Genomic DNA, 23947 nt, shown 5'->3' with positions numbered 1-23947 from the left:
GCGTTCAAGCTGGTAGAATCTCGCGCGGTTTGGGATGCTGCGGACTATTAGCCTGGTCCGCAGACTATCGCTCCCGAACCTGGCGAGCCCACCGTGAAGGGGTTCCGCTGCCGCCGCCTGAGGAGAGAATTAGAAATGACCTTCGTCGTCACCGACAACTGCATCAAGTGCAAGTACACCGACTGCGTAGAAGTCTGTCCGGTGGACTGCTTTTACGAAGGGCCGAACTTCCTGGTCATTCACCCGGACGAGTGCATCGATTGCGCCCTGTGTGAACCGGAATGCCCGGCGAATGCCATCTTCTCGGAAGACGAAGTGCCGGCCGGCATGGAGAACTTCATCGAGCTGAACGCTGAACTGGCGGACATCTGGCCAAACATCACCGAAAAGAAAGACGAGTTGCCAGACGCCAAAGAGTGGGATGGCAAACCAGACAAGCTCAAAGACCTCGAACGCTGATATCACCCTGCGCTCGTTGAAAAAGGCCCCTTGCGGGCCTTTTTGTTTTCTCGTATTCAATAAATCGCAGGCAAAAAAAAGGGGCGGTTTGACCCGCCCACATTTTTTCCCTAATCCCTTTGATCCTTTTCATCGTCCTGATGAATCGCATCCTGCGATGTCCTTCCTTCCCCATCGTCCGTGACAGGTGTGTCTGTCCGTCGACACAGGACTGATATTAGTATTTTCCCCAGCGAGTGCAATTGGCCAAACGCCGTCGCTGCGCCTCGTCACAGGACTGAAATACATAAAAATATAGTTATATATCAATAAGATACGAAAAATACGACGGCCTTTATAGTCGTCTATCCCTTCGACGGGAAACCAAACGCTTACGCAACACTAGGCAAAAGCTTACACGCCAAGCCGGCAAACAGAGTAAGCGCTGCAACAGCCGCCACAGAAACGAAAAAGCCCCGAACCAGTCGGGGCTTTTCTTATTACGCGTGCGTTCCCGTTATTGGAACAACGACTCGCTCGACAGGCCGTTCTTCTCCAGGATCTCCCGAAGACGCTTGAGGCCTTCGACCTGAATCTGCCGGACCCGCTCACGGGTCAGCCCAATTTCCAGGCCCACATCTTCAAGGGTGCTGCTTTCATGACCGCGCAAGCCGAAGCGGCGAATCACCACTTCCCGTTGCTTGTCCGTGAGCTCCGAGAGCCACTGGTCGATGCTCTGGGACAAGTCATCGTCCTGGAGCAGTTCGCACGGGTCGGTAGGACGGTCATCGGTGAGCGTGTCCAGCAGGGTCTTATCCGAGTCCGGCCCCAGCGAGACATCAACCGAAGAAACCCGCTCGTTGAGCCCAAGCATGCGCTTGACCTCGCCCACCGGTTTCTCCAGCAGGTTGGCGATCTCTTCGGGTGAGGGTTCGTGGTCGAGCTTTTGGGTGAGTTCACGGGCAGCCCGCAGGTAGACGTTCAGCTCCTTGACCACATGGATCGGCAACCGGATGGTCCGGGTCTGATTCATGATCGCCCGTTCGATGGTCTGGCGAATCCACCAGGTCGCGTAGGTCGAGAAACGGAAGCCTCGCTCGGGGTCGAATTTCTCGACAGCGCGAATCAGCCCCAGGTTACCCTCTTCGATCAGGTCCAGCAGCGATAGGCCACGATTGACGTAGCGTCGGGCGATTTTCACCACCAGGCGCAGGTTGCTTTCAATCATGCGTTTTCGCCCGGCCGGGTCGCCACTTTGCGACAGACGCGCAAAATGAACTTCTTCCTCGGGGGAGAGCAGCGGCGAGAAGCCGATTTCGTTGAGGTACAGCTGAGTGGCGTCCAGCGCCCGTGTGTAGTCGATGTACTTATGTTGTTTAAGCGAAGCGGAGTGTCTGGATTTGGCACGAACGGAAGGTGGAGTCGCCCCTTCATCATTCGACATCGAATCCATAGCGATGCCGGTCTCCATAAGGAGAACCTCATCGTCGATGTCAAACTCCGGCACTTCTTTACTGAGAGCCATTGTTATAGTCCTTTGGTGAGTTCGACCTCAAGCTCAAGCGACGCCTTTATCCTTGGCAACGCTGGAGCCTGTTCCCTCTACGTGACGGAACAGGCTGACAATCAAATCAACGACGTGGCAGGAATTGCAGCGGATCGACTGGCTTACCTTGTCGGCGAATCTCAAAATGCAGTTTCACCCGGTCCGTTCCCGTTGATCCCATTTCGGCAATTTTTTGCCCGACCTTGACCTGCTGCCCCTCCCGAACCAACAGCCTGCGGTTGTGACCGTAGGCACTGACGTAGGTATCGCTGTGTTTGATGATCACGAGTTCGCCGTAGCCCCTTAAACCACTCCCGGCGTACACAACCGTGCCATCAGACGCGGCTAAAACAGGCTGTCCCAAATCCCCGGCGATATCAATTCCTTTATTCAAACTACCGTTTGAAGAGAATTTTCCAATCAGAACGCCATTAGAAGGCCATCCCCAGCCGCTCGGGCTGGGGCCTGGCGCGGGGGTAGGAGCAGGTGTCGGTTTGCTCGCGACGGACGGTACTGTTGCCGTTGCGGCACCGACCGGACGTTGAATCACCGTGGTTCTACTCGACGACGAAGCCGTCGAACCGGACTGAGTCACCACCGCGGTAGGCGTTGAACCACTGCGCCCATCAAAGCGAATTCTCTGACCCGGATGAATCGTATAAGGCGCAGGAATGTTGTTTCGCGCTGCGAGGGCTTTGTAGTCCCAGCCATAGCGAAAAGCGATGGAAAACAGCGTATCACCGCGACGGACTACATACTGACCGGTCGTTACTGTAGGACGTTGAGGCGTCGCGTTGGTGCGATCGACAACCCGGACGTTACCCGACGGGGTACTGGAGCAACCGACCAGCAAGGTACTCAAGACAAGGCCAGTCACCAGGCGCTGAAAGCTCGTGATACCCATACGCTGCGCAATGACTGTGAGACTCACCCGCCGCTCCCTTTGTGGTGGTTGAAAAATTGGAAACTGCCTGTGCAGGCAACGGTATTACAAATACAGCTGGCCGCAACCCCACCTCTATTAATGAAGCGCGAGGTGCTGCCGCACACGTTTGCTCGACGCCGTTGCAATCCGTTTAACCAATCAACGGTAAATTGATCAGCGCCGGTGTAAGACACAACCCACGCCACGGAATTCAGCGTCTGTTTATAAATGCTCAGGCCAATGGCCCGTTAAGCAACGGAACGAACCGAACCGCCCCCAGCACGTGGCGAGAAAAACCCTGTTCTTCGCGCACGATCAGCATCAACTGCTGGACTTCACCAGCCCCCACCGGAATGACCAGCCGGCCGCCGGGAGCCAGTTGATCCAGCAAGGCCTGGGGCACATCAGTGGCAACGGCGGTCACGATGATGCCGTTATAAGGTGCCAGGGCCGGCCAGCCTTCCCAGCCATCACCCCAGCGAAACACCACATTGCGCAGGTTCAGTTCCACCAGGCGTTCCTTGGCGCGATCCTGCAGCACCTTGATCCGCTCCACGGAAAATACCCGCTCCACCAGCTGCGACAACACCGCCGTCTGGTAACCCGAACCGGTGCCAATCTCCAGCACCTTGTCCAGCGGCCCCGCCTCCAGCAGCAACTCGCTCATGCGGGCCACCATATAAGGCTGGGAAATGGTCTGGTTGTGGCCGATCGGCAATGCGGTGTCTTCGTAGGCGCGATGGGCCAAGGCTTCATCGACGAACAAATGCCGTGGGGTGCGGCGAATCACTTCCAGCACCTGGGCGTTGGAAAGGCCTTCTTCATAGAGCCGTTGAATCAGGCGCTCCCGGGTACGCTGGGAGGTCATGCCGATTCCGCGGCGCAGTATATCGTCTTGCTCGCGAGCCATCAGCGCAGCCCCTCCAGCCAGCCATCGAGCGTTCGAAAAGCATCGTTGAAGGTCCGATCCAGCTGCAACGGCGTTATCGAGACATAGCCTTGCATCACTGCATGAAAATCGGTGCCTGGCCCGCCATCCTCGGCATCACCGGCGGCGGCGATCCAGTAACCGGCCTTGCCCCGGGGATCGACCACCTGCATGGGTTTGGCCGCGCGGGCACGATGCCCCAGGCGAGTGAGCTGGATGCCTCGGATGTGATCCAGTGGCAGGTTCGGAATGTTCACGTTCAGCACCGTGCGCGGTGGCAGGTCCAGCTCGCCATGGGCCTCGACCAACTTGCGGGCGAAGTAGGCGGCAGTAGGCAGATTATCGACTTGCCGCGAAACAAACGAAAAGGCAAACGACGGATGCCCGAGGAAACGGCCCTCAAGGGCGGCGGCCACGGTGCCGGAATAAAGCACGTCATCCCCCAGGTTGGCCCCCAGGTTGATGCCCGAAACCACCATGTCCGGCTCGCGCTCCAGCAAGCCGTTCAGGCCCAGGTGCACGCAGTCGGTCGGGGTGCCGTTGAGGCTGATGAAACCATTATCCAGGTAGCACGGGTGTAATGGTCGGTCGAGCGTCAGCGAACTGCTCGCGCCGCTTTTGTCCTGGTCCGGGGCGATGACCACGCATTCGGCAAAATCCGCCAGCGCAGCATAAAGCGCGGCAAGGCCGGGTGCTGTCACCCCGTCGTCGTTAGAAATCAGAATACGCATGGGCTGTCCGTCTGCCCCACCGGCACCAGATCGACGAGTTCGCGCACCAAGACAGTGGCGAAACATCCGGCCGGCAGGACGAATTCCAGTTGCAGAATGTCAGGCGAGGGATAATGCCACGACAGGCCGCCAATGGGCAGTCGCAGGATGCGACGTTCGTGACTCATTCCCGCGTTTATCAACCAGTCGCGCAGATCGGCCTCCGCCTCGGCGATGGCCTGCTCCAGATCATGGACCGCGCCGGCGGCAGGCGAAGGTCCCTCGCCCCACTGCGGCCCGGTGGGGTGCAGGTCGAGAATCGCCAGGCGTGGGTCACTGCACTCGGCCTCGCCGGCGGGGAAAAAACTGCGGCTGTCGGTGAACGCCAGCAAGTCGCCCACTTGCGCGTGCTGCCAGGTGCCATCGGCCACCCGAGCCGCCAACACCCGGTTGAACAGAAAGCTGCGGGCGGTGGACAACAGCCGCGAACGCACATTGCGCTGTTCCGGCAAAGCCTTGCGCGCCGCCCAGGCGCGGGCATCGACGAGGTTACCGCCGTCATGCCCGAAGCGCTGGGCGCCGAAATAATTGGGAATGCCCAGACGGGCGATCTGTTGCAGACGCGCATCGATCGCCGCTGGGTCGCCCTTGAACTGGGTCAGGCGCAAAGTAAAGCCATTGGCCGAGTGCGCGCCGCGTTGCAGCTTGCGTTTATGGCGACCGGTCTTGAGGATCTTCAGCGTTTCGTTTTCTGCCGCCGACAGGTCCGGGTCGGCCTTGCCCGGCAACTGGACGCTGAACCACTGGCGGGTCAGCGCCTGGCGGTCCTTGAGACCGGCATAACTGACGGTGCGCAACGATACGCCAGCGGCCTTGGCAATTCGCCGAGCCGCTTCTTCAGTGTTCAAACCGCGTTTTTCAACCCAGATCCATAAGTGCTCGCCTTCGCCCGTGAGCGGGATGTCGAGCACTTCGTCGACCTGAAAATCTTCAGCAGTGGCCTTGAGTACTGCGCTGCCCAGCGACTCGCCGTAGGCACGGGGGCCTAATAGTTCCAGTTCGGTCATGGGCGCAGCAACAAGGCAACGCTATGAACGGCAATGCCTTCTTCGCGACCGACGAAACCAAGTTTCTCGGTGGTGGTGGCTTTCACGTTGACCTGGTCCAGCTCAACTTGCAGGTCCTCGGCAATCAACCGACGCATCGTTTCGATGTGTGGCGCCATTTTTGGCGCCTGGGCGACGATGGTGTTATCGACATTGCCGACTTTCCAGCCCTTGGCCTGGATCAGCGAGACCACATGGCGCAGCAGCACCCGGCTGTCGGCGCCCTTGAACTGCGGGTCGGTGTCGGGGAAATGTTTGCCAATATCCCCCAGCGCGGCCGCGCCAAGCAAGGCGTCGCTCAAGGCGTGCAGCAGGACGTCACCGTCAGAATGCGCGAGCAGCCCGAAGCTGTGTGCAATACGCACGCCGCCCAGAGTAATGAAGTCGCCTTCAGCGAAACGGTGAACATCGTAGCCGTGGCCAATACGCATAAAAAAAACGCCCCGATTTTTGTCAGGGCGTGATTCTACCTGCATTCAGCGTGGGGAGCGCCCTCAATTAGCTCCCTCGCCAAGGGGAAACGGACTAAGAGCCCCCTAAAGCGTGGGCATGATGTTGCAAGTGATCCTCAATGAAGCTGGCGATGAAGAAGTAGCTGTGGTCGTAGCCCGGTTGCAGGCGCAGCTCCAACGGATGACCGGCAGCCTTGGCCGCTTGCTGCAAGGCTTCGGGCTTGAGCTGGTTGGCCAGGAAATCATCGCGATCGCCCTGATCCACCAGCAACGGCAGCTTTTCGCCAGCTTCGGCGATCAATGCACAGGCATCCCACTCACGCCACTTCGAGCGGTCTTCCCCCAGATAACGAGAAAACGCCTTCTGGCCCCACGGGCAATCCATCGGATTGTTGATCGGCGAAAATGCCGACACCGAGCGGTAACGCCCTGGGTTACGCAAAGCGCAGACCAGCGCGCCGTGGCCACCCATGGAGTGACCACTGATGCCGCGCTTATCCGAGGCCGGGAAATGCGCTTCGACCAAGGCCGGCAATTCCTGCACCACGTAGTCATGCATCCGATAGTGCCGCGCCCACGGTTCCTGCGTGGCGTTCAGATAAAACCCCGCACCCAGGCCAAAGTCCCAGGCACCGTCCGGATCGCCCGGCACGTCGGCGCCGCGCGGGCTGGTGTCCGGCGCGACAATAATCAGGCCCAGTTCGGCAGCCATGCGCTGGGCGCCGGCCTTTTGCATGAAGTTCTCGTCGGTGCAGGTCAACCCGGACAACCAATACACCACAGGCAACTTGCCGCCCTGCTCGGCCTGGGGCGGCAGGTACACGGCAAACACCATGTCACAACCAAGCACTTCGGAACGATGCCGGTAACGCTTGTGCCAGCCGCCGAAGCTTTTCTGGCAGGAAATGTTTTCAAGGTTCATTGGCATTTCAGCTGCAAGCGACAAGCTTCAAGCGGCAAGTGGCGGTGTACCGACTTGCAGCTTGTGGCTTGAAGCTCATGGCTGCTCCTTAGAAATTAATAACGGTACGGATGCTCTTGCCTTCATGCATCAGGTCGAACGCCTTGTTGATATCTTCCAGGCCCATGGTGTGGGTGATGAAGGTATCCAGCGGAATCTCGCCCTTCTCGGCCATTTCCACGTAGCTTGGCAATTCGCTGCGCCCGCGCACGCCGCCAAACGCCGAACCGCGCCAGACGCGCCCGGTCACCAACTGGAATGGACGGGTGGCGATTTCCTGGCCGGCCCCGGCCACACCGATGATCACCGACTCGCCCCAGCCCTTGTGGCAGCATTCCAATGCGGCGCGCATCAGTTGCACATTGCCGATGCACTCGAAGGAAAAGTCCACGCCGCCGTCCGTCATGTCGACGATGACTTCCTGGATCGGACGGTCGAAATCCTTCGGGTTGACGCAATCGGTGGCACCCAGTTGCTTGGCGATTTCGAACTTGGCCGGGTTGATGTCGATGGCAATGATGCGCGATGCCTTGGCTTTCACCGCACCAATCACCGCCGACAGGCCAATGCCGCCCAGGCCGAAGATCGCCACGGTGTCACCCGGCTTGACCTTGGCGGTGTTGAGGACCGCGCCGATACCGGTGGTGACGCCGCAACCCAGCAGGCAGACTTTTTCCAGCGGCGCTTCTTTGGGGATTTTCGCCACGGAAATTTCTGGCAATACGGTGTATTCGGAGAACGTCGAGGTCCCCATGTAGTGGAAAATCGTCTCACCCTTGTAGGAAAAGCGCGAGGTGCCATCTGGCATCAGGCCTTTGCCTTGGGTGGCGCGAATCGCCTGACACAGGTTGGTCTTGCCCGACTTACAGAATTTGCACTGGCCGCACTCCGGCGTATACAGCGGAATGACGTGATCGCCCACCGCAACCGACGTCACGCCTTCGCCGATAGCTTCGACGATGGCGCCGCCTTCATGGCCGAGGATCGACGGGAAGATCCCTTCCGGGTCGGCGCCCGACAAGGTGTAGGCATCGGTGTGGCAGACACCCGAGGCCACCACGCGCAGCAACACTTCGCCCGCCTTGGGCATGGCGACGTCGACTTCAACGATTTCCAGGGGTTTCTTGGCCTCGAAGGCAACGGCCGCGCGTGACTTGATCATGGGGAGTCTCCAGCAAATAAAAACAAGACAGGGAGTGTAATCCCTCACCGGACGATGAATAATCCAACCAAAAGCAAAACATTATTGCTGCACAGGGATAATCATTCATGTCCGATAACCGCTGGGAGGGCATTGACGAATTCGTCGCCGTGGCCGAATGCAGCCAATTCACCGCCGCAGCCGAACGCCTGGGCGTTTCGTCTTCCCACATCAGTCGACAAATCGTACGGCTTGAAGAGCGTCTGCAGACACGACTGCTGTATCGCAGTACCCGCCGGGTCACCCTGACCGAGGCCGGCCAGACGTTCTTGCAGCATTGCCAGCGCCTGCAGGACGGACGTGAAGAAGCACTGCGAGCGGTGGGCGACCTCACCAGCGAACCCAAGGGCATGTTGCGCATGACCTGTGCCGTGGCCTACGGCGAGCGGTTCATTGTGCCGCTGGTGACACGGTTCATGACGCTTTATCCGCAATTGCGGGTGGACATCGAACTGAGCAACCGCCCCCTCGATCTGGTTCACGAAGGCCTGGACCTGGCGATTCGCCTGGGCCGTTTGCAGGACTCGCGCCTGGTTGCCACGCGCCTGGCGCCACGGCGCATGTACCTGTGCGCATCGGCGTCCTACCTGGAGCGCTACGGTCGCCCCCATAGCTTGTCGGAATTGAGCCGCCACAATTGCCTGATCGGCAGCTCCGACCTCTGGCAACTGGAGCAGAACGGGCGGGAATTTTCCCAACGAGTGCAGGGAAACTGGCGTTGTAACAGCGGGCAGGCGGTGCTGGATGCGGCTTTGCAAGGGGTGGGATTGTGTCAGTTGCCGGATTATTACGTGTTGGAGCATTTGCACAGCGGGGCGTTGATATCGCTGTTAGAGGCTCACCAGCCGCCGAATACAGCGGTGTGGGCGTTGTATCCGCAGCAACGGCATTTGTCGCCGAAGGTGCGCAAGTTGGTGGATTACTTGAAGGAGGGGTTGGCGCAGCGGCCGGAGTATCGGGGGTAACACTGGTTTTCATGTGACCTGAGCGATTGCCATCGCGAGCAGGCTCGCTCCCACACTGGATCTTCAGCGGCTACAAATTTTGTGTACAGCCAAAGTCCCTTGTGGGAGCGAGCCTGCTCGCGATGGCGATTCCACTTAATGGCGATTCGCCCAACGCTGGCGCAACCACTCCAGATCTTCAGGGCGTGTGACCTTGAGGTTATCGGCCCGCCCTTCGATCAGGCGTGGCGCTTGCCCTGCCCATTCCATGGCGGACGCTTCATCGGTAATCACGGCATCGGCCACCAGGCTGTCCGCCAGGGCCCGGTGCAGGGCACCGAGACGAAACATTTGCGGTGTATAGGCTTGCCAGATGACGCTGCGGTCAACGGTTTCCACTACACGGCCGTGCTTGTCGACTCGCTTGAGGGTGTCACGCGCCGGCACAGCCAGGAGGCCGCCGACCGGATCATTCGCCAGTTCCCTGAGCAATGTGTCCAGATCGTCCCGGGCCAGGTTGGGCCGGGCGGCGTCGTGCACCAAGACCCAGTCGTGATCATCGGCACCCTGTCCGTGAAGATGCAGCAAGGCATTGAGCACCGAATCCGAACGTTGTTCGCCACCGTCCACGCGCTGGATGCGTGTATCGCTGGCGCAGGCCAGGGTCGGCCAATAAGGGTCATCGTGGGCAACACTGACCACCACGCCTTTTACGGTCGGATGATCGAGGAAACAGCCAAGGCTGTGTTCGAGAATTGTGCGTCCGCCCAGTTGCAGGTATTGCTTGGGACGGTCCGCAGCCATACGGGCTCCAACGCCCGCGGCAGGAATCACGGCCCAGAAGGCCGGCAAACGGATACTCATTGGGCCAACTGGTAGAGGGTTTCGCCCTCTTTAACCATGCCCAGTTCATGGCGAGCCCGCTCTTCAACGGTCTCCATGCCTTTTTTCAGTTCACTGACTTCGGCGTCCATCACCCGGTTACGCTCCAGCAACGCCTCGTTTTCGGCATGCTGTTCGGCAATCTGCTGAGTCAGGTCCGCCACTTGCGCCAGGCTGCCATTACCCACCCAAAGGCGGTACTGCAGGCCAGCCAGCAACAGGAGCAAGACAAGAAACAACCAATTGGGACTGCGCATCGAATCTCAGGTTTCCAGTGAAAAAGACAGCCATGCCACACTTTGAAGCGTCTGATAGCACGAAGCCTGGAAAAACCAGGCTTGTGCTTGATAAGGCATCAGATTAGAGGCAAAACCGCCGCTATTGCGACTTTTTCGACATCATCCGGTGTCTTTTTACCATCTACCGCTTAACCGCGAAACTCGGCACGACCGTTGTACTTGGCCTTGCCGTTCAACTGCTCTTCAATACGCAGCAGTTGGTTGTACTTGGAGACGCGATCGGAACGGCACAGCGAACCGGTCTTGATCTGGCCTGCCGCAGTGCCCACGGCCAGGTCGGCAATGGTCGAATCTTCGGTTTCGCCGGAGCGGTGGGAGATCACGGCAGTGTAGCCGGCGGCCTTGGCCATCTGGATGGCTTCCAGGGTTTCGGTCAGGGTGCCGATCTGGTTGAACTTGATCAGGATCGAGTTGGCGATCTTCTTGTCGATGCCTTCTTTCAGGATCTTGGTGTTGGTTACGAACAGGTCGTCGCCTACCAGCTGGGTTTTTTCGCCGATCTTGTCGGTGAGGATTTTCCAGCCGGCCCAGTCGGACTCGTCCAGGCCATCTTCGATGGAGATGATCGGGTAGCGCTCGGTCAGGCCCTTGAGGTAGTCGGCAAAACCTTCGGCGGTGAACACCTGGCCTTCACCGGACAGGTTGTACTTGCCGTCTTCGAAGAACTCACTGGCCGCGCAGTCCAGGGCCAGGGTCACGTCGGTGCCCAGCTTGTAACCGGCGTTGGCCACGGCTTCGGAGATCACTTTCAGCGCGTCTTCGTTGGACGCCAGGTTCGGTGCGAAACCGCCTTCGTCGCCAACGGCAGTGCTCAGGCCACGGGCCTTCAGCACAGCCTTGAGGTGATGGAAAATCTCGGTGCCCATGCGCAGGCCTTCGGAGAAGGACTTGGCGCCCACTGGCTGGACCATGAATTCCTGGATGTCGACGTTGTTATCGGCGTGCTCGCCACCGTTGATGATGTTCATCATCGGCACCGGCATCGAGTAGACACCCGGGGTACCGTTGAGGTTGGCGATGTGTGCGTACAGCGGCAGGTCCTGGTCCTGGGCGGCAGCCTTGGCAGCGGCCAGGGACACGGCGAGGATCGCGTTGGCGCCCAGGGTGGCTTTGTTTTCCGTACCGTCGAGCTTGATCATCGCGTGATCAAGGGCTTTCTGGTCGGCAGGATCCTTGCCCAGCAACAGGTCACGGATCGGACCGTTGATGTTGGCGACGGCTTTGAGCACGCCCTTGCCCAGGTAACGGCTCTTGTCGCCATCACGCAGCTCCAGCGCTTCGCGCGAGCCAGTGGAAGCACCGGACGGCGCGCAGGCGCTGCCGATGATACCGTTGTCGAGAAGCACGTCCGCTTCAACAGTGGGGTTGCCACGGGAGTCGAGAACTTCACGACCTTTGATGTCGACGATTTTTGCCATTGTTGTAAACACTCCAAAGTTGACGAAACGCTGTAACAGTAAGGCTTGCCGACGACGGTCCCGAAGGACGTCATCGCTGGCAAGCCATGCTCCCACAAAAGCAGTGCGGCCAGCGGGCCAGAGCGATAATCGAGCGGTACTTTACCGGAGAAAACCGCGTTACGCGGTTTCTATCGTCGGAAAACTCTTGACCAGTTCGTCCAACGCCTTGAGCTGAGACAAGAAGGGTTCCAGCTTGTTCAAGCGCAAGGCACAAGGGCCGTCACACTTGGCATTGTCCGGGTCCGGGTGGGCCTCGAGGAACAGACCTGCCAGGGACTGGCTCATGCCGGCCTTGGCCAGGTCGGTGACCTGGGCGCGCCGCCCCCCTGCGGAATCGGAACGACCACCGGGCATTTGCAGCGCGTGGGTCACGTCGAAGAACACCGGGTATTCGAACTGCTTCATGATGCCGAAGCCAAGCATGTCCACCACCAGGTTGTTGTAGCCGAAGCTCGAACCACGCTCGCAGAGGATCAACTGGTCATTGCCGGCCTCTTCGCATTTGCTCAGGATGTGCTTCATTTCCTGGGGCGCGAGGAACTGGGCTTTCTTGATGTTGATCACCGCACCGGTCTTGGCCATCGCGACCACCAGGTCGGTCTGGCGCGACAGGAAGGCCGGCAACTGAATGATGTCGCAGACCTCGGCGACCACCGCGGCCTGCTCAGGCTCGTGGACGTCGGTGATGATCGGCACGCCGAAGGCTTGTTTGATGTCCTGGAAGATGCGCATGCCCTCTTCCAGGCCAGGGCCACGGTAAGAGGTCACGGACGAGCGATTGGCCTTGTCGAAACTGGCCTTGAAGACATAAGGGATGCCCAGCTTCTGGGTGACCTTCACGTACTCCTCGCAGACCTGCATCGCCATGTCACGGCTTTCCAGTACGTTCATGCCGCCGAACAGCACCATGGGCTTGTCGTTGGCAATCTCGATGTCGCCGACGCGAATGATCTTCTGGGCCATCGTTTTATGCCTTCTTCTGGTGTTGAGCCAATGCGGCTTTCACGAAACCACTGAACAGCGGGTGGCCGTCCCGTGGCGTCGAGGTGAACTCGGGGTGAAACTGGCAAGCAACGAACCATGGATGATCCGGGGCTTCGACCACCTCCACCAGCGCGCCGTCACCGGAACGACCGGAGATTTTCAGGCCGGCCTCGATCAGTTGCGGCAGCAGGTTGTTGTTCACTTCGTAGCGATGGCGGTGACGCTCGACGATCACATCCTTGGCGTAGCAATCGTGCACCTTGGAGCCGGCTTCAAGCAGGCATTCCTGGGCACCGAGACGCATGGTGCCGCCCAGGTCGGAGGCTTCGGTGCGTATTTCCACAGCGCCGGTGGCATCTTCCCACTCGGTGATCAGGCCCACGACCGGGTGACCGCTGGCGCGATCGAATTCGGTGGAGTTGGCGTCCTTCCAGCCCATCACGTTACGGGCGAACTCAATGACCGCCACTTGCATGCCCAGGCAGATGCCCAGGTAAGGCACCTTGTTTTCGCGAGCGTATTGAACAGCGGTGATCTTGCCTTCCACGCCCCGCAGGCCAAAGCCGCCCGGCACGAGGATCGCATCGGCGCCTTCGAGCAGACCGGTGCCTTGGTTCTCGATGTCTTCAGAGTCGATATAGCGCAGGTTGACCTTGGTACGGTTGCTGATACCGGCGTGACTCATCGCCTCGATCAGCGACTTGTAGGCATCCAGCAGCTCCATGTACTTGCCGACCATGGCGATGGTGACTTCGTGTTCCGGGTTGAGTTTGGCATCGACCACCGCTTCCCATTCGGACAGGTCGGCGCTGGCGCACTGCAAGCCGAAACGCTCGACGACGAAATCGTCCAGGCCCTGGGAGTGCAGGATACCCGGGATCTTGTAGATAGTGTCAGCGTCTTCCAGGCCGATCACCGCACGCTCTTCAACGTTGGTGAACTGGGCGATCTTGCGCCGCGAAGAAATATCGATCGGGTGGTCGGAGCGGCAGATCAGCACATCCGGCTGCAGGCCGATGGAGCGCAGTTCCTTGACCGAGTGCTGGGTGGGCTTGGTCTTGGTTTCGCCAGCGGTGGCGATGTACGGAACCAGGGTCAGGTGCATCAGCATCGCGCGCTTGGCGCCGATTTCGAAACGCAACTGGCGGATGGCTTCGAGGAACGGCTGGGACTCGATGTCACCCACAGTGCCGCCGATTTCGACCATCGCCACGTCGGCGTCGCCGGCACCCTTGATGATGCGGCGCTTGATTTCGTCGGTGATGTGCGGGATGACCTGGATGGTCGCCCCCAGGTAATCACCACGGCGCTCTTTGCGCAGCACGTGCTCGTAGACACGGCCGGTGGTGAAGTTGTTGTTCTGGGTCATGGTCGTGCGGATGAACCGCTCGTAGTGGCCCAGGTCCAGGTCGGTCTCGGCGCCGTCGTGGGTGACGAACACTTCACCGTGCTGGAACGGGCTCATGGTGCCCGGGTCGACGTTGATGTACGGGTCCAGCTTGAGCATGGTGACCTTAAGTCCCCGCGCCTCCAGGATGGCCGCCAATGAAGCCGAGGCAATGCCTTTCCCCAATGAAGAAACAACACCGCCCGTGACGAATATGTAGCGCGTCATGAAAAACCCTAGAAGTCTGCGTTAAAGCGGTCCGAGCCGCCGGGGAAAGCGAAGGAAGGCCGAAGCCCCCGATCACCTGCATTAATCACAGTGCACCTTTCAAAAAAACCGCCGCGTTGGGACAGACCGGAAGTGAAATCACCGGTACGTTGCTCGCTACACATTTTTTGGAATCGCCCAGCAAAGACTGCTTGGTAATCGGCAACTCCTGCAATTCAGGCGAATCCACAGAAGTTGTATCAAGAAGGGAGCGTAGTCTACCGGAAAGCCCCTTTCAGCTCAAACCCAGATCTTGGTTTCATGGCTGCCAGATCAGTTGCCAGTTGCCATCAATGCCGCTGTCGAGTCCTGGCAAGCCAGCCACTGCCAGCAATTGCTCGTCCCGATACAGCAGCGGCAATCGACCGCGCGCAAACGCCGGCACGCCTCTTTCGTTGAGCAAACGCTTGAGGTCCCGGTGACCACGACCAGGCAACATCATGGCTTCACCTCCCTGACGATAGCGGACGCAGAGCGGTCCGTCGGGCATTTTACCGTCGAGGGCCACCGTGCCGTTGTCTGGCAGGGTCAATGCTTGAGCAGTCAGCGTCCATTCTACGGGGCCTGCGGCCGGTCGCAGCCAGCGGTCGGATAACCACCAGACGCGTCCGCCGGCGCGGTGCAGTTCACCACCGGCCAGCCGCCAGATCGGCCGGGCGTCGTCCGCTGCATCGCGCAACGAGTCCCAGCCAGACCAATGATCACTGTCGGGCAGCGTTGTCATTGAAACCAGCCAATGACTCAACGCATTACGCTGACGGGCCGGCGACAAGGCTCGCAACGGGGCCAACTCAAGCGACCGCAACCCAAGCCAGTCGAACGCGCAGGGCGTGATGGCTCGATCCAGATCGATTCGCGCCAGGTCATCCAGCAAGCCTTGCGCCTCACTCAGGTGCGCAGCGCTGCGAGCGAGGGTCGTCGAGGCCTGGGGCCACTGCTCGGTCAATACCGGGAAAACTCGCTGGCGCAGGAAATTGCGCGCGTACCGGTGATCGTCGTTGGAAGGGTCTTCGATCCAGTTCAAGCCCTGTTGCGTCGCGTAGGCTTCCAGCTCCGCCCGGGACACATCGAGCAAGGGTCGCAGCAAGTACCCCTGGCCCAGAGGACGCTGCCGAGGCATCGCCGACAAGCCCCTCACCCCTGCCCCGCGCAACAAACGAAACAACAGAGTTTCAGCCTGATCGTCGCGATGCTGACCGGTGAGCAGCACTTCATTGCTGTGGAGCAGCGCCACGAAGGCGGCATAACGCGCCTCCCGGGCGGCACGCTCGACGCTGGCACCGGCCCGGACTTGCACGTTCACTACTTCCAGCGGCACCCCAAGGGCCTTGCAGACCGAGCGACAATGGTCCGGCCATGCATCGGCCACAGCCTGAAGGCCATGATGGACATGGACAGCACGTAGCGGTGGCAGGGTTTGGGTTTTGGAGAGAGACGCGAGCAGGTGCAGCAGGACGGTGGAATCGAGGCCACCGGAGAAGGCGATGCGCCAGGTGACGGCGTTGCGCCAGGGGGATAGCTGTGTGAGGAGCCGGGTTGGCAGATCCGCGCTTGAGTTCATAGGAGTCAGCCTTGGCACAAACAACTGTGGGAGCGAGCCTGCTCGCGATGGCGGTATATCAGTCAACTCATTTGTTGAATGTTAAACCGTATCGCGAGCAGGCTCGCTCCCACATGGGTATTGCGGTCGGATCAGAGACCGTAGCTCATCAGCCGCTCATAGCGACGGGCCAGCAGCGCCTCGTTGTCGAACTTCTTGAGCATCGACAGTTGCGAGCTCAGCTCGGCACGAATCAGCGCCGCAGCCGCGGCCGGATCACGATGAGCGCCGCCTACAGGCTCGCTGATCACTTTATCCACGATACCCAGGCCTTTGAGACGCTCAGCGGTGATGCCCATGGCTTCGGCGGCATCCGGCGCCTTCTCGGCGGTTTTCCACAGAATCGAGGCGCAGCCTTCCGGCGAGATCACCGCGTAGGTGGAGTATTGCAGCATGTTCAGCTGATCGCAGACACCAATGGCCAGCGCACCGCCGGAACCGCCTTCGCCGATCACGGTGGCGATGATCGGGGTTTTCAGTCGTGCCATTACGCGCAGGTTCCAGGCGATCGCTTCGCTCTGGTTGCGCTCTTCGGCGTCGATGCCCGGATAAGCGCCCGGCGTGTCGATGAAGGTCAGGATCGGCATCTTGAAGCGCTCGGCCATTTCCATCAGGCGGCACGCCTTGCGATAGCCTTCCGGACGCGGCATGCCGAAGTTGCGGCGCACCTTTTCGCGGACTTCGCGGCCTTTCTGATGGCCGATGACCATCACTGGCTGGTCGTCCAGACGGGCGACGCCACCCACGATCGCGGCGTCGTCGGAGAAATGCCGATCGCCGTGCAGCTCATCGAACTCAGTGAAGATGTGCTCGATATAGTCCAGGGTGTAGGGACGACGCGGATGACGCGCCAGGCGGGCGATCTGCCAGCTGGTCAGCTTGCCAAAGATGTCTTCGGTCAGCGTGCGGCTTTTGTCCTGCAGACGAGAGATTTCATCGCCGATATTCAGCGAATTGTCATTACCGACCAAGCGCAACTCTTCGATCTTGGCTTGCAGGTCGGCGATCGGCTGTTCGAAATCTAGAAAATTCGGGTTCATAGGCGTCCGTCTTGGGTCGACGTCCAAGAGAGCTTGGGCCGGCCGGTTGTCTATTCGCGCCCTACCTTAAGGGAGAGGCGCGTTCAGGTCGAGATTAAAAATTCGGGTCGAGATCAGGGCCGCTCCAAGGTTCAGGAGTGGCACCTGGCCGTCAACGGTATTGGAGGAAGACGTTGTCTTTGCCGAACTGGTCACGCAAGGCTTGAATCAACGCATCCGCCGGATCGATCCGCCAGCCTTCGCCGAACTGCAGCACAGCCTTGGCGTCGGGGCGCACGTACTCCATGGTAATCGGGCAAGCACCGCGATGGCGCTTGAACAACTCCCCCAGCCAGCGTAGCTGATCGCCCTTGAGATCCTGGGTCTGCAATTTCAGGCGCAGGCTCTCGGCCAGGTTGGTCCGGGCATCTTCCATGCTCATCACCCGTTTGACCCGCAGCCGCAGGCCACCGGAAAAATCGTCGTTGCTGACTTCGCCTTCCACCACAACCATCGCGTCAGTCTGCAACAGCGACTGGGCCGAATGGAACGCATCGGCAAACAACGACGCCTCGATGCGCCCGGAGCGGTCGTCGAGGGTGATAAAGCCCATCTTGTCGCCCTTTTTGTTTTTCATTACCCGCAGGGCAATGATCATACCGGCGACGGTCTGCGTGTCACGCGCCGGCTTCAGATCAATGATGCGCTGACGGGCGAACCGGCGGATCTCGCCTTCGTACTCGTCGATCGGGTGACCCGTGAGGTACAGGCCCAAGGTGTCTTTCTCACCCTTGAGACGCTCCTTGAGCGTCAGCTCCTTGGCCTTGCGGTGATTACCGTAGACATCGGCATCTTCCTCGACAAACAACCCGCCAAACAGGTCGGCGTGACCACTGTCATGGGTCCGAGCGGTTTGCTCGGCCGCCTTGATCGCTTCTTCCATGGCCGCCAGCAGCACCGCGCGGTTGCGGTCGATGTTGGCCTGGTAGGCCTTGGGTTCATCCTGGAAGTACGGGCCCAGACGGTCCAATGCACCGCTGCGGATCAAACCGTCGAGGGTACGTTTGTTGATGCGTTTGAGATCGACCCGGGCGCAAAAATCGAACAGGTCCTTGAACGGTCCGTCCTGACGGGCTTCGGTGATGGCTTCCACCGGTCCTTCACCCACGCCCTTGATCGCCCCCAGTCCATAAATGATGCGGCCTTCGTCGTTCACCGTGAACTTGAACTCCGAAGCGTTCACGTCCGGCGCGTCGAGGCGCAACTTCATGGTCCGCACTTCTTCGATCAAGGTCACGACCTTGTCGGTGTTGTGCATATCCGCCGACAGTACCGCGGCCATGAATGGCGCCGGGTAGTGGGCCTTCAGCCACGCGGTCTGGTACGACACCAGACCATAGGCGGCCGAGTGGGATTTGTTGAAGCCGTAACCGGCGAATTTTTCCACCAGGTCGAAGATGTTACCGGCCAGGTCCGCATCAATGCCGTTGTTCGCACAACCCTCAATGAAACCGCCGCGCTGCTTGGCCATTTCCTCGGGCTTTTTCTTACCCATCGCCCGACGCAGCATGTCCGCGCCGCCGAGGGTGTAACCGGCCATCACCTGGGCAATCTGCATCACCTGTTCCTGGTACAGGATGATGCCGTAGGTCGGCGCCAGTACCGGCTTGAGGCCGTCGTACTGATAATCCGGGTGCGGGTACGCCAGCTCGGCGCGCCCGTGCTTACGATTGATAAAGTCATCCACCATGCCCGATTGCAGCGGGCCCGGACGGAACAGGGCCACCAGTGCGATCAGGTCTTCGAGGCAGTCGGGCTTGAGCTTTTTGATCAGCTCCTTCATACCCCGGGATTCAAGCTGGAACACCGCCGTGGTTTCGGCTTTTTGCAACAGGCTGTAGGTCGGTTTGTCATCCAGCGGAATAAACGCGATGTCCAGCGGCGCATCGCCGACCTTGGCCCGATCACGGTTGATGGTTTTCAGCGCCCAGTCGATGATCGTCAGGGTCCGCAGGCCGAGGAAGTCGAACTTCACCAGGCCCGCCGCCTCGACGTCATCCTTGTCGAACTGGGTCACCAGGCCGTCGCCCTCTTCATCGCAATAGATCGGCGAGAAGTCAGTCAGCTTGGTCGGCGCGATCACCACGCCCCCGGCGTGCTTGCCGACGTTACGCACCACGCCTTCAAGCTTGCGGGCCATCTCCCAGATTTCCGCGGCTTCTTCATCGACCTTGATGAAGTCCCGCAGGATTTCTTCCTGCTCGTAGGCTTTTTCCAGGGTCATGCCGACTTCGAACGGGATCATCTTCGACAGACGATCCGCCAAACCGTAGGACTTGCCCTGCACCCGCGCCACGTCACGCACCACAGCCTTGGCGGCCATGGAACCGAAGGTGATGATCTGGCTCACCGCATTGCGACCGTACTTCTCGGCCACGTAATCAATCACCCGGTCGCGACCGTCCATGCAGAAGTCGACGTCGAAGTCGGGCATGGACACCCGTTCCGGGTTGAGGAAACGTTCGAACAGCAGGTCATATTCCAGCGGGTCGAGGTCGGTGATCTTCTGCACGTAAGCCACCAGGGAGCCTGCACCCGACCCCCGGCCTGGCCCCACCGGCACACCGTTGCTCTTGGCCCACTGGATGAAGTCCATCACGATCAGGAAGTAACCGGGGAAGCCCATCTGGATGATGATATCCAGCTCGAAATTCAACCGGTCGACATAGACCTGGCGCTTGGCCTCGTAATCTTCGGTGGTGTCCTTGGGCAAGAGAACGCTGAGACGTTCGTCCAGGCCATCGAAGGACACCTTGCGGAAATACTCGTCGATGGTCATGCCATCGGGGATCGGGAAGTTGGGCAGGAAGTGCTTGCCCAGCTTCACTTCGATGTTGCAGCGCTTGGCAATCTCGACGGTGTTTTCCAGCGCTTCCGGCAGGTCGCTGAACAACTCGGCCATTTCCTCGGCGCTTTTGAGGTATTGCTGATCGCTGTAGTTTTTCGGACGACGCGGATCATCGAGCGCCCGGCCTTCACCGATACAGACGCGGGTTTCGTGAGCTTCGAAATCTTCCTGTTTGATGAAGCGCACGTCGTTGGTCGCCACCAGCGGCGCGCCGATCCGGTCGGCCAGGGCCACGGCGGCATGCAGGTGTTCTTCGTCGTTAGGGCGATTGGTGCGTTGCACTTCAATGTAGAAGCGGTCCGGGAACACCGCCATCCAATCGCGGGCCAGCACTTCGGCTTCTTCTGGATTGCCACTGAGCAGGGCCAGGCCGATTTCACCTTCCTTGGCCGCCGACAGCATGATCAAACCTTCATTGGCCTCAGCTACCCATTCGCGCTCGATGATGATCGAGCCGTTGCGCTGGCCATCGATAAAACCGCGGGAGATCAACTCGGTGAGGTTGCGGTAACCCACGGCGTTCATCACCAGCAGGCTGATGCGGCTCAGCGGCGCGTCCGGGTCTTTGTTCGACAGCCACAGGTCGGCCCCGCAGATCGGCTTGATCCCGGCGCCCATGGCATTTTTGTAGAACTTGACCAGCGAACACATGTTGTTCTGGTCGGTGACCGCCACAGCAGGCATGTTCATGCCCACCAGGGTCTTGACCAGTGGCTTGATCCGCACCAGGCCATCGACCAGGGAGTATTCAGTGTGCAGGCGTAGATGAACGAATGAAGCCGGCATAGTGATCCTGCGTTAAGTCATGAAAACAACAAGGCCCGGATTGTACCGAGCCTTGGGTAAAACATCAGCATGATTGCCTTGCCACAAAAGCCTGCATCAAGAGACCGCAGTCTGATGACTTACGATCAAACCCTCACGGGCTTCATAAGCCAGCCGCACCGGCGCGAACGAGCGCCGATGGATCGGCGTTGGCCCAAGGCGCGCCAGCGCTTCCAGATGAACGGGCGTCGGGTAGCCCTTGTGGCCGCCGATGCCGTAGCCCGGGTAAATCAATTCAAAGGCACTCATTTCCCGATCACGGCTGACCTTGGCCAGAATCGATGCCGCCGCAATGGCCGGCACCTTGCCGTCCCCCTGAACGACTGCTTCGGCGCGCATAGACAGCTTCGGGCACCGATTGCCATCGATCATCGCCAGTTTCGGGGTGATGTGCAGGCCTTCCACGGCACGCTGCATCGCAAGCATGGTGGCGTGCAGGATATTCAACTCGTCGATCTCTTCCACTTCAGCCCGGGCAATGCACCAGCTCAGGGCTTTCTCACAGATTTCGTCGTAGAGCTTTTCGCGACGGGCTTCGGTGAGCTTCTTGGAGTCGTTGAGACCCAGAATGGGTCGGTTCGGGTCGAGAATCACTGCTGCCGTCACCACTGCGCCGCACAACGGACCACGACCGACCTCATCAACACCGGCCACCAGTTCTTCAACTTCAGCCACCAGATTGAAGTCCAGGCCCATCTGCAATTTCACGTTACTCATGGTTTGGCGCCGATCAGGGTCAATACTGCGTCGGCGGCCTGGTTGGAGGCATCGCGGCGCAAGGTACGGTGAATGTCATCAAAGCCCCGGGTCTGCTCCTGGCCACCGTCGATCAAGGGCGACAGCGTACTGGCCAGCGCATCGGCGGTTGCCTCGTCCTGCAGCAATTCAGGCACCAGCAAGCGCTGGGCCAACAGATTGGGCAAGGAGATGTAAGGGCTCTTGACCATGCGTTTGAGGATCCAGAACGTCAACGGCGCCAAGCGATAGGCGACCACCATCGGGCGTTTGTACAGCAACGCCTCAAGGGTAGCAGTGCCGGAAGCAATCAACACGGCGTCACACGCAGCCAGTGCGAGATGAGAGCGGCCATCGAGCAATGTGACAGGCAGATCGCGCCCGGCCAGCAGCGCTTCAAGCTGAGCCCGTCGTTGCGGGCTGGCACAGGGCAGAACAAAACGCACGCCGGGACGCATTGCTCGCAGACGCTCGGCGGCGTCGAAGAACAAGCCTCCCAGGCGACTGACCTCGCCGCCACGGCTACCGGGCATCAAGGCCACCAGCGGGCCGTCGGGCAGGCCCAACGTCTGACGCGCCGCGTCACGATCCGCTTGCAGGGGAATGGTATCGGCCAGGGTATGGCCGACAAACCGTACCGGCACGCCCTTCTCTTCGTAGAATCGGGCTTCGAACGGCAGCAGCGTGAGCATCAGGTCGCAGCCTTCGCGGATTTTCAACACGCGCTTCTGCCGCCAGGCCCAGACCGAGGGGCTGACGTAATGCACCGTCTTGATACCGGCCTGACGCAACTTGAGTTCGATATTGAGAGTGAAATCCGGCGCATCGATGCCGATGAATACATCCGGTTTTTCGTCGATCAGTGTCGCGATCAGCTTCTTGCGGCGAGCCAGCAGTTCGCGCAGACGTCCGAGCACCTCAACCAGCCCCATCACCGACAGGCGTTCCATGGGGAAATATGACGCCAGCCCTTCGGCCTGCATCAAGGGGCCACCGACACCGATGAACTCCACTGCTGGGTGCTGCGCCTTGAGCGCGCGCATCAGACCGGCACCCAGAATGTCACCGGAAGCCTCTCCCGCCACCAGTGCTATACGCAAGTTAGCCATGGTTAGCGAGTGATGCCGCGAGTCGAGGACTGGATGGAGTCACGGAATATCGCAACTTCCGGGAACTGCGCCGAAGCCTCGGCCAGCTCGACAAGGGCCTGTTCGACGGTCAACCCCTGGCGGTACACAACCTTGTAGGCGCGCCGCAATGCCGTGATCGCCTCTTCGCTGAAACCACGACGGCGCATGCCTTCGAAATTCATACTGCGGGCTTCGGCCGGGTTACCGAACACAGTGACATAGGCCGGTACGTCCTTGCCGATGGCGGTGCCCATGCCCGAGAAGCTGTGGGCGCCGATATGACAATATTGATGGACCAAGGTGAAACCGGACAGGATCGCCCAGTCGTCCACATGCACGTGGCCAGCCAACGCGGTGTTGTTGACCAGGATGCAATGGTTGCCAATGACGCTGTCATGACCGATATGGGCGTAGGCCATGATCAGGTTATGGTTGCCCAGAGTCGTTTCGGAACGATCCTGAACGGTGCCACGGTGAATCGTCACGCCTTCGCGGATCACGTTGTGATCGCCAATGACCAGCCGGGTTTCTTCACCTTTGTACTTGAGATCGGGCGTGTCCTCGCCTACCGAAGAAAACTGGTAGATGCGGTTGTGCCGACCGATCCGGGTCGGACCCTTGAGAACTACATGTGGCCCGATCACCGTACCCTCGCCGATTTCCACACCTGGGCCGATGATCGACCATGGGCCGACCTCGACATCGGCGGCCAGGACTGCCGCCGGATCGATGATTGCGCGAGGGTCAATCAAACTCATAGTTTGCGTTCCGCACAGATGATTTCAGCGGAGCAGACTGGCTTGCCGTCGACCGAAGCCTGGCATTCGAACTTCCAGATCTGGCGCTTGCAACTGATGAATGTGGCTTCGAGGATCAGCTGATCGCCCGGGGTGACCGGCTGGCGAAAACGCAGCTTGTCGGAGCCCACGAAGTAGTAAAGCGTGCCGTCGGCAGGCTTCACGTCGAGCATTTTGAAACCAAGGATCCCGGCAGCCTGAGCCATTGCCTCGATGATCAGCACGCCGGGCATGATTGGATGCGCGGGAAAGTGACCATTGAAGAACGGTTCGTTGATGCTGACATTCTTGTAGGCGCGAATCCGCTTGCCTTCAACGTCAAGTTCCACCACCCGGTCCACCAGCAGGAACGGGTAACGGTGAGGCAGGTATTCGCGAATCTCGTTGATGTCCATCATTTCGGGGGGAAGCCTATGTAAAGATTGGAAGCGCACGATCGACGC

At 59.7% G+C, this 23947-nt stretch carries 22 protein-coding genes; 2 read left to right on the top strand and 20 right to left on the bottom strand.

Annotated features, from left to right (window positions below; translation table 11 throughout):
- Nucleotides 1-135: 135 nt before the first annotated feature.
- On the top strand, nucleotides 136-459 hold the full coding sequence (gene fdxA / locus QOM08_RS05665; RefSeq protein ID WP_076386173.1) for a ferredoxin FdxA: 324 nt from the start codon (nucleotides 136-138) through the stop codon (nucleotides 457-459).
- 496 nt (nucleotides 460-955) lie between these two features.
- On the opposite strand, the gene rpoS is transcribed toward fdxA, so the two are convergent.
- The 8 genes from rpoS to QOM08_RS05625 form a co-directional block, all read right to left on the bottom strand.
- A complete protein-coding gene (gene rpoS / locus QOM08_RS05660) occupies nucleotides 956-1963 on the bottom strand; it encodes an RNA polymerase sigma factor RpoS (RefSeq protein ID WP_047227588.1) in 1008 nt (335 codons plus the stop codon).
- A 106-nt stretch (nucleotides 1964-2069) separates the two neighbouring features.
- Complete coding sequence (locus tag QOM08_RS05655; protein WP_047227587.1) at nucleotides 2070-2915, bottom strand: peptidoglycan DD-metalloendopeptidase family protein; 846 nt, start codon at nucleotides 2913-2915, stop codon at nucleotides 2070-2072.
- 226 nt (nucleotides 2916-3141) lie between these two features.
- Nucleotides 3142-3777 carry a protein-L-isoaspartate(D-aspartate) O-methyltransferase gene (locus QOM08_RS05650; RefSeq protein ID WP_171061419.1) on the bottom strand — a complete coding sequence of 212 codons (636 nt, stop codon included), beginning with the start codon at nucleotides 3775-3777 and terminating at the stop codon, nucleotides 3142-3144.
- A gap of 41 nt (nucleotides 3778-3818) precedes the next feature.
- Nucleotides 3819-4568 carry a 5'/3'-nucleotidase SurE gene (gene surE, locus QOM08_RS05645; RefSeq protein WP_047227585.1) on the bottom strand — a complete coding sequence of 250 codons (750 nt, stop codon included), beginning with the start codon at nucleotides 4566-4568 and terminating at the stop codon, nucleotides 3819-3821.
- A complete protein-coding gene (truD, locus tag QOM08_RS05640; RefSeq protein ID WP_047227584.1) occupies nucleotides 4556-5614 on the bottom strand; it encodes a tRNA pseudouridine(13) synthase TruD in 1059 nt (352 codons plus the stop codon). Before truD ends, surE begins: the two co-directional genes overlap by 13 nt.
- Nucleotides 5611-6084 (bottom strand): 2-C-methyl-D-erythritol 2,4-cyclodiphosphate synthase, encoded by a 474-nt coding sequence (ispF, locus tag QOM08_RS05635; protein ID WP_188251263.1) that lies wholly within the window; start codon nucleotides 6082-6084, stop codon nucleotides 5611-5613. Before ispF ends, truD begins: the two co-directional genes overlap by 4 nt.
- Before the next feature lie 94 nt (nucleotides 6085-6178).
- Entirely contained in the window at nucleotides 6179-7033 is an 855-nt protein-coding gene (fghA, locus tag QOM08_RS05630; protein WP_171061420.1) for an S-formylglutathione hydrolase, read from the bottom strand.
- Between the two features lie 82 nt (nucleotides 7034-7115).
- Nucleotides 7116-8228, bottom strand: coding sequence for an S-(hydroxymethyl)glutathione dehydrogenase/class III alcohol dehydrogenase (locus QOM08_RS05625; protein ID WP_139051048.1), 1113 nt, complete (start codon nucleotides 8226-8228; stop codon nucleotides 7116-7118).
- A gap of 107 nt (nucleotides 8229-8335) precedes the next feature.
- Here QOM08_RS05625 and QOM08_RS05620 point away from each other — a divergent pair, with 107 nt between their 5' ends.
- The gene (locus QOM08_RS05620; RefSeq protein ID WP_047227581.1) at nucleotides 8336-9232 is read left to right on the top strand and encodes a LysR substrate-binding domain-containing protein; all 897 of its coding nucleotides are present in this window, start codon (nucleotides 8336-8338) and stop codon (nucleotides 9230-9232) included.
- Nucleotides 9233-9367: 135 nt separating this feature from the next.
- On the opposite strand, the gene ispD is transcribed toward QOM08_RS05620, so the two are convergent.
- The 12 genes from ispD to fabZ form a co-directional block, all read right to left on the bottom strand.
- The gene (gene ispD, locus QOM08_RS05615) at nucleotides 9368-10075 is read right to left on the bottom strand and encodes a 2-C-methyl-D-erythritol 4-phosphate cytidylyltransferase (RefSeq protein WP_316912674.1); all 708 of its coding nucleotides are present in this window, start codon (nucleotides 10073-10075) and stop codon (nucleotides 9368-9370) included.
- Entirely contained in the window at nucleotides 10072-10350 is a 279-nt protein-coding gene (gene ftsB, locus QOM08_RS05610; RefSeq protein WP_047227579.1) for a cell division protein FtsB, read from the bottom strand. Before ftsB ends, ispD begins: the two co-directional genes overlap by 4 nt.
- A gap of 170 nt (nucleotides 10351-10520) precedes the next feature.
- The gene (gene eno / locus QOM08_RS05605) at nucleotides 10521-11810 is read right to left on the bottom strand and encodes a phosphopyruvate hydratase (RefSeq protein ID WP_047227578.1); all 1290 of its coding nucleotides are present in this window, start codon (nucleotides 11808-11810) and stop codon (nucleotides 10521-10523) included.
- Between the two features lie 159 nt (nucleotides 11811-11969).
- Nucleotides 11970-12815 carry a 3-deoxy-8-phosphooctulonate synthase gene (kdsA, locus tag QOM08_RS05600; RefSeq protein WP_188251265.1) on the bottom strand — a complete coding sequence of 282 codons (846 nt, stop codon included), beginning with the start codon at nucleotides 12813-12815 and terminating at the stop codon, nucleotides 11970-11972.
- Nucleotides 12816-12819: 4 nt separating this feature from the next.
- Entirely contained in the window at nucleotides 12820-14451 is a 1632-nt protein-coding gene (locus QOM08_RS05595; protein ID WP_188251266.1) for a CTP synthase, read from the bottom strand.
- A 298-nt stretch (nucleotides 14452-14749) separates the two neighbouring features.
- Nucleotides 14750-16051 carry a tRNA lysidine(34) synthetase TilS gene (tilS, locus tag QOM08_RS05590; RefSeq protein ID WP_316912673.1) on the bottom strand — a complete coding sequence of 434 codons (1302 nt, stop codon included), beginning with the start codon at nucleotides 16049-16051 and terminating at the stop codon, nucleotides 14750-14752.
- 131 nt (nucleotides 16052-16182) lie between these two features.
- On the bottom strand, nucleotides 16183-17130 hold the full coding sequence (locus tag QOM08_RS05585; RefSeq protein WP_047227574.1) for an acetyl-CoA carboxylase carboxyltransferase subunit alpha: 948 nt from the start codon (nucleotides 17128-17130) through the stop codon (nucleotides 16183-16185).
- A 151-nt stretch (nucleotides 17131-17281) separates the two neighbouring features.
- Complete coding sequence (dnaE, locus tag QOM08_RS05580) at nucleotides 17282-20803, bottom strand: DNA polymerase III subunit alpha (RefSeq protein WP_305467543.1); 3522 nt, start codon at nucleotides 20801-20803, stop codon at nucleotides 17282-17284.
- 96 nt (nucleotides 20804-20899) lie between these two features.
- The gene (gene rnhB / locus QOM08_RS05575) at nucleotides 20900-21544 is read right to left on the bottom strand and encodes a ribonuclease HII (RefSeq protein WP_160891751.1); all 645 of its coding nucleotides are present in this window, start codon (nucleotides 21542-21544) and stop codon (nucleotides 20900-20902) included.
- An 11-nt stretch (nucleotides 21545-21555) separates the two neighbouring features.
- Nucleotides 21556-22686 carry a lipid-A-disaccharide synthase gene (gene lpxB, locus QOM08_RS05570; protein WP_316912672.1) on the bottom strand — a complete coding sequence of 377 codons (1131 nt, stop codon included), beginning with the start codon at nucleotides 22684-22686 and terminating at the stop codon, nucleotides 21556-21558.
- 2 nt (nucleotides 22687-22688) lie between these two features.
- Nucleotides 22689-23465 carry an acyl-ACP--UDP-N-acetylglucosamine O-acyltransferase gene (lpxA, locus tag QOM08_RS05565; protein ID WP_047227570.1) on the bottom strand — a complete coding sequence of 259 codons (777 nt, stop codon included), beginning with the start codon at nucleotides 23463-23465 and terminating at the stop codon, nucleotides 22689-22691.
- A complete protein-coding gene (fabZ, locus tag QOM08_RS05560; protein WP_047227569.1) occupies nucleotides 23462-23902 on the bottom strand; it encodes a 3-hydroxyacyl-ACP dehydratase FabZ in 441 nt (146 codons plus the stop codon). Before fabZ ends, lpxA begins: the two co-directional genes overlap by 4 nt.
- Nucleotides 23903-23947 lie beyond the last annotated feature (45 nt).

It is taken from the genome of Pseudomonas sp. P105 (assembly GCF_032614175.1).
Classification (GTDB): Bacteria; Pseudomonadota; Gammaproteobacteria; order Pseudomonadales; family Pseudomonadaceae; genus Aquipseudomonas; species Aquipseudomonas rhizophila.
This window is presented reverse-complemented; position numbering and strand designations above follow the sequence as displayed.

Bases quoted from the DNA above. Each gene is read 5' to 3' on its own strand.
- fdxA (WP_076386173.1), top strand. From the start codon at position 136: ATGACCTTCGTCGTCACCGACAACTGCATCAAGTGCAAGTACACCGAC.
- rpoS (WP_047227588.1), bottom strand. From the start codon at position 1,963: ATGGCTCTCAGTAAAGAAGTGCCGGAGTTTGACATCGACGATGAGGTT.
- QOM08_RS05650 (WP_171061419.1), bottom strand. From the start codon at position 3,777: ATGACCTCCCAGCGTACCCGGGAGCGCCTGATTCAACGGCTCTATGAA.
- surE (WP_047227585.1), bottom strand. From the start codon at position 4,568: ATGCGTATTCTGATTTCTAACGACGACGGGGTGACAGCACCCGGCCTT.
- truD (WP_047227584.1), bottom strand. From the start codon at position 5,614: ATGACCGAACTGGAACTATTAGGCCCCCGTGCCTACGGCGAGTCGCTG.
- ispF (WP_188251263.1), bottom strand. From the start codon at position 6,084: ATGCGTATTGGCCACGGCTACGATGTTCACCGTTTCGCTGAAGGCGAC.
- fghA (WP_171061420.1), bottom strand. From the start codon at position 7,033: ATGCCAATGAACCTTGAAAACATTTCCTGCCAGAAAAGCTTCGGCGGC.
- QOM08_RS05625 (WP_139051048.1), bottom strand. From the start codon at position 8,228: ATGATCAAGTCACGCGCGGCCGTTGCCTTCGAGGCCAAGAAACCCCTG.
- QOM08_RS05620 (WP_047227581.1), top strand. From the start codon at position 8,336: ATGTCCGATAACCGCTGGGAGGGCATTGACGAATTCGTCGCCGTGGCC.
- ispD (WP_316912674.1), bottom strand. From the start codon at position 10,075: ATGAGTATCCGTTTGCCGGCCTTCTGGGCCGTGATTCCTGCCGCGGGC.
- ftsB (WP_047227579.1), bottom strand. From the start codon at position 10,350: ATGCGCAGTCCCAATTGGTTGTTTCTTGTCTTGCTCCTGTTGCTGGCT.
- eno (WP_047227578.1), bottom strand. From the start codon at position 11,810: ATGGCAAAAATCGTCGACATCAAAGGTCGTGAAGTTCTCGACTCCCGT.
- kdsA (WP_188251265.1), bottom strand. From the start codon at position 12,815: ATGGCCCAGAAGATCATTCGCGTCGGCGACATCGAGATTGCCAACGAC.
- QOM08_RS05595 (WP_188251266.1), bottom strand. From the start codon at position 14,451: ATGACGCGCTACATATTCGTCACGGGCGGTGTTGTTTCTTCATTGGGG.
- tilS (WP_316912673.1), bottom strand. From the start codon at position 16,051: ATGAACTCAAGCGCGGATCTGCCAACCCGGCTCCTCACACAGCTATCC.
- QOM08_RS05585 (WP_047227574.1), bottom strand. From the start codon at position 17,130: ATGAACCCGAATTTTCTAGATTTCGAACAGCCGATCGCCGACCTGCAA.
- dnaE (WP_305467543.1), bottom strand. From the start codon at position 20,803: ATGCCGGCTTCATTCGTTCATCTACGCCTGCACACTGAATACTCCCTG.
- lpxB (WP_316912672.1), bottom strand. From the start codon at position 22,686: ATGGCTAACTTGCGTATAGCACTGGTGGCGGGAGAGGCTTCCGGTGAC.
- lpxA (WP_047227570.1), bottom strand. From the start codon at position 23,465: ATGAGTTTGATTGACCCTCGCGCAATCATCGATCCGGCGGCAGTCCTG.
- fabZ (WP_047227569.1), bottom strand. From the start codon at position 23,902: ATGATGGACATCAACGAGATTCGCGAATACCTGCCTCACCGTTACCCG.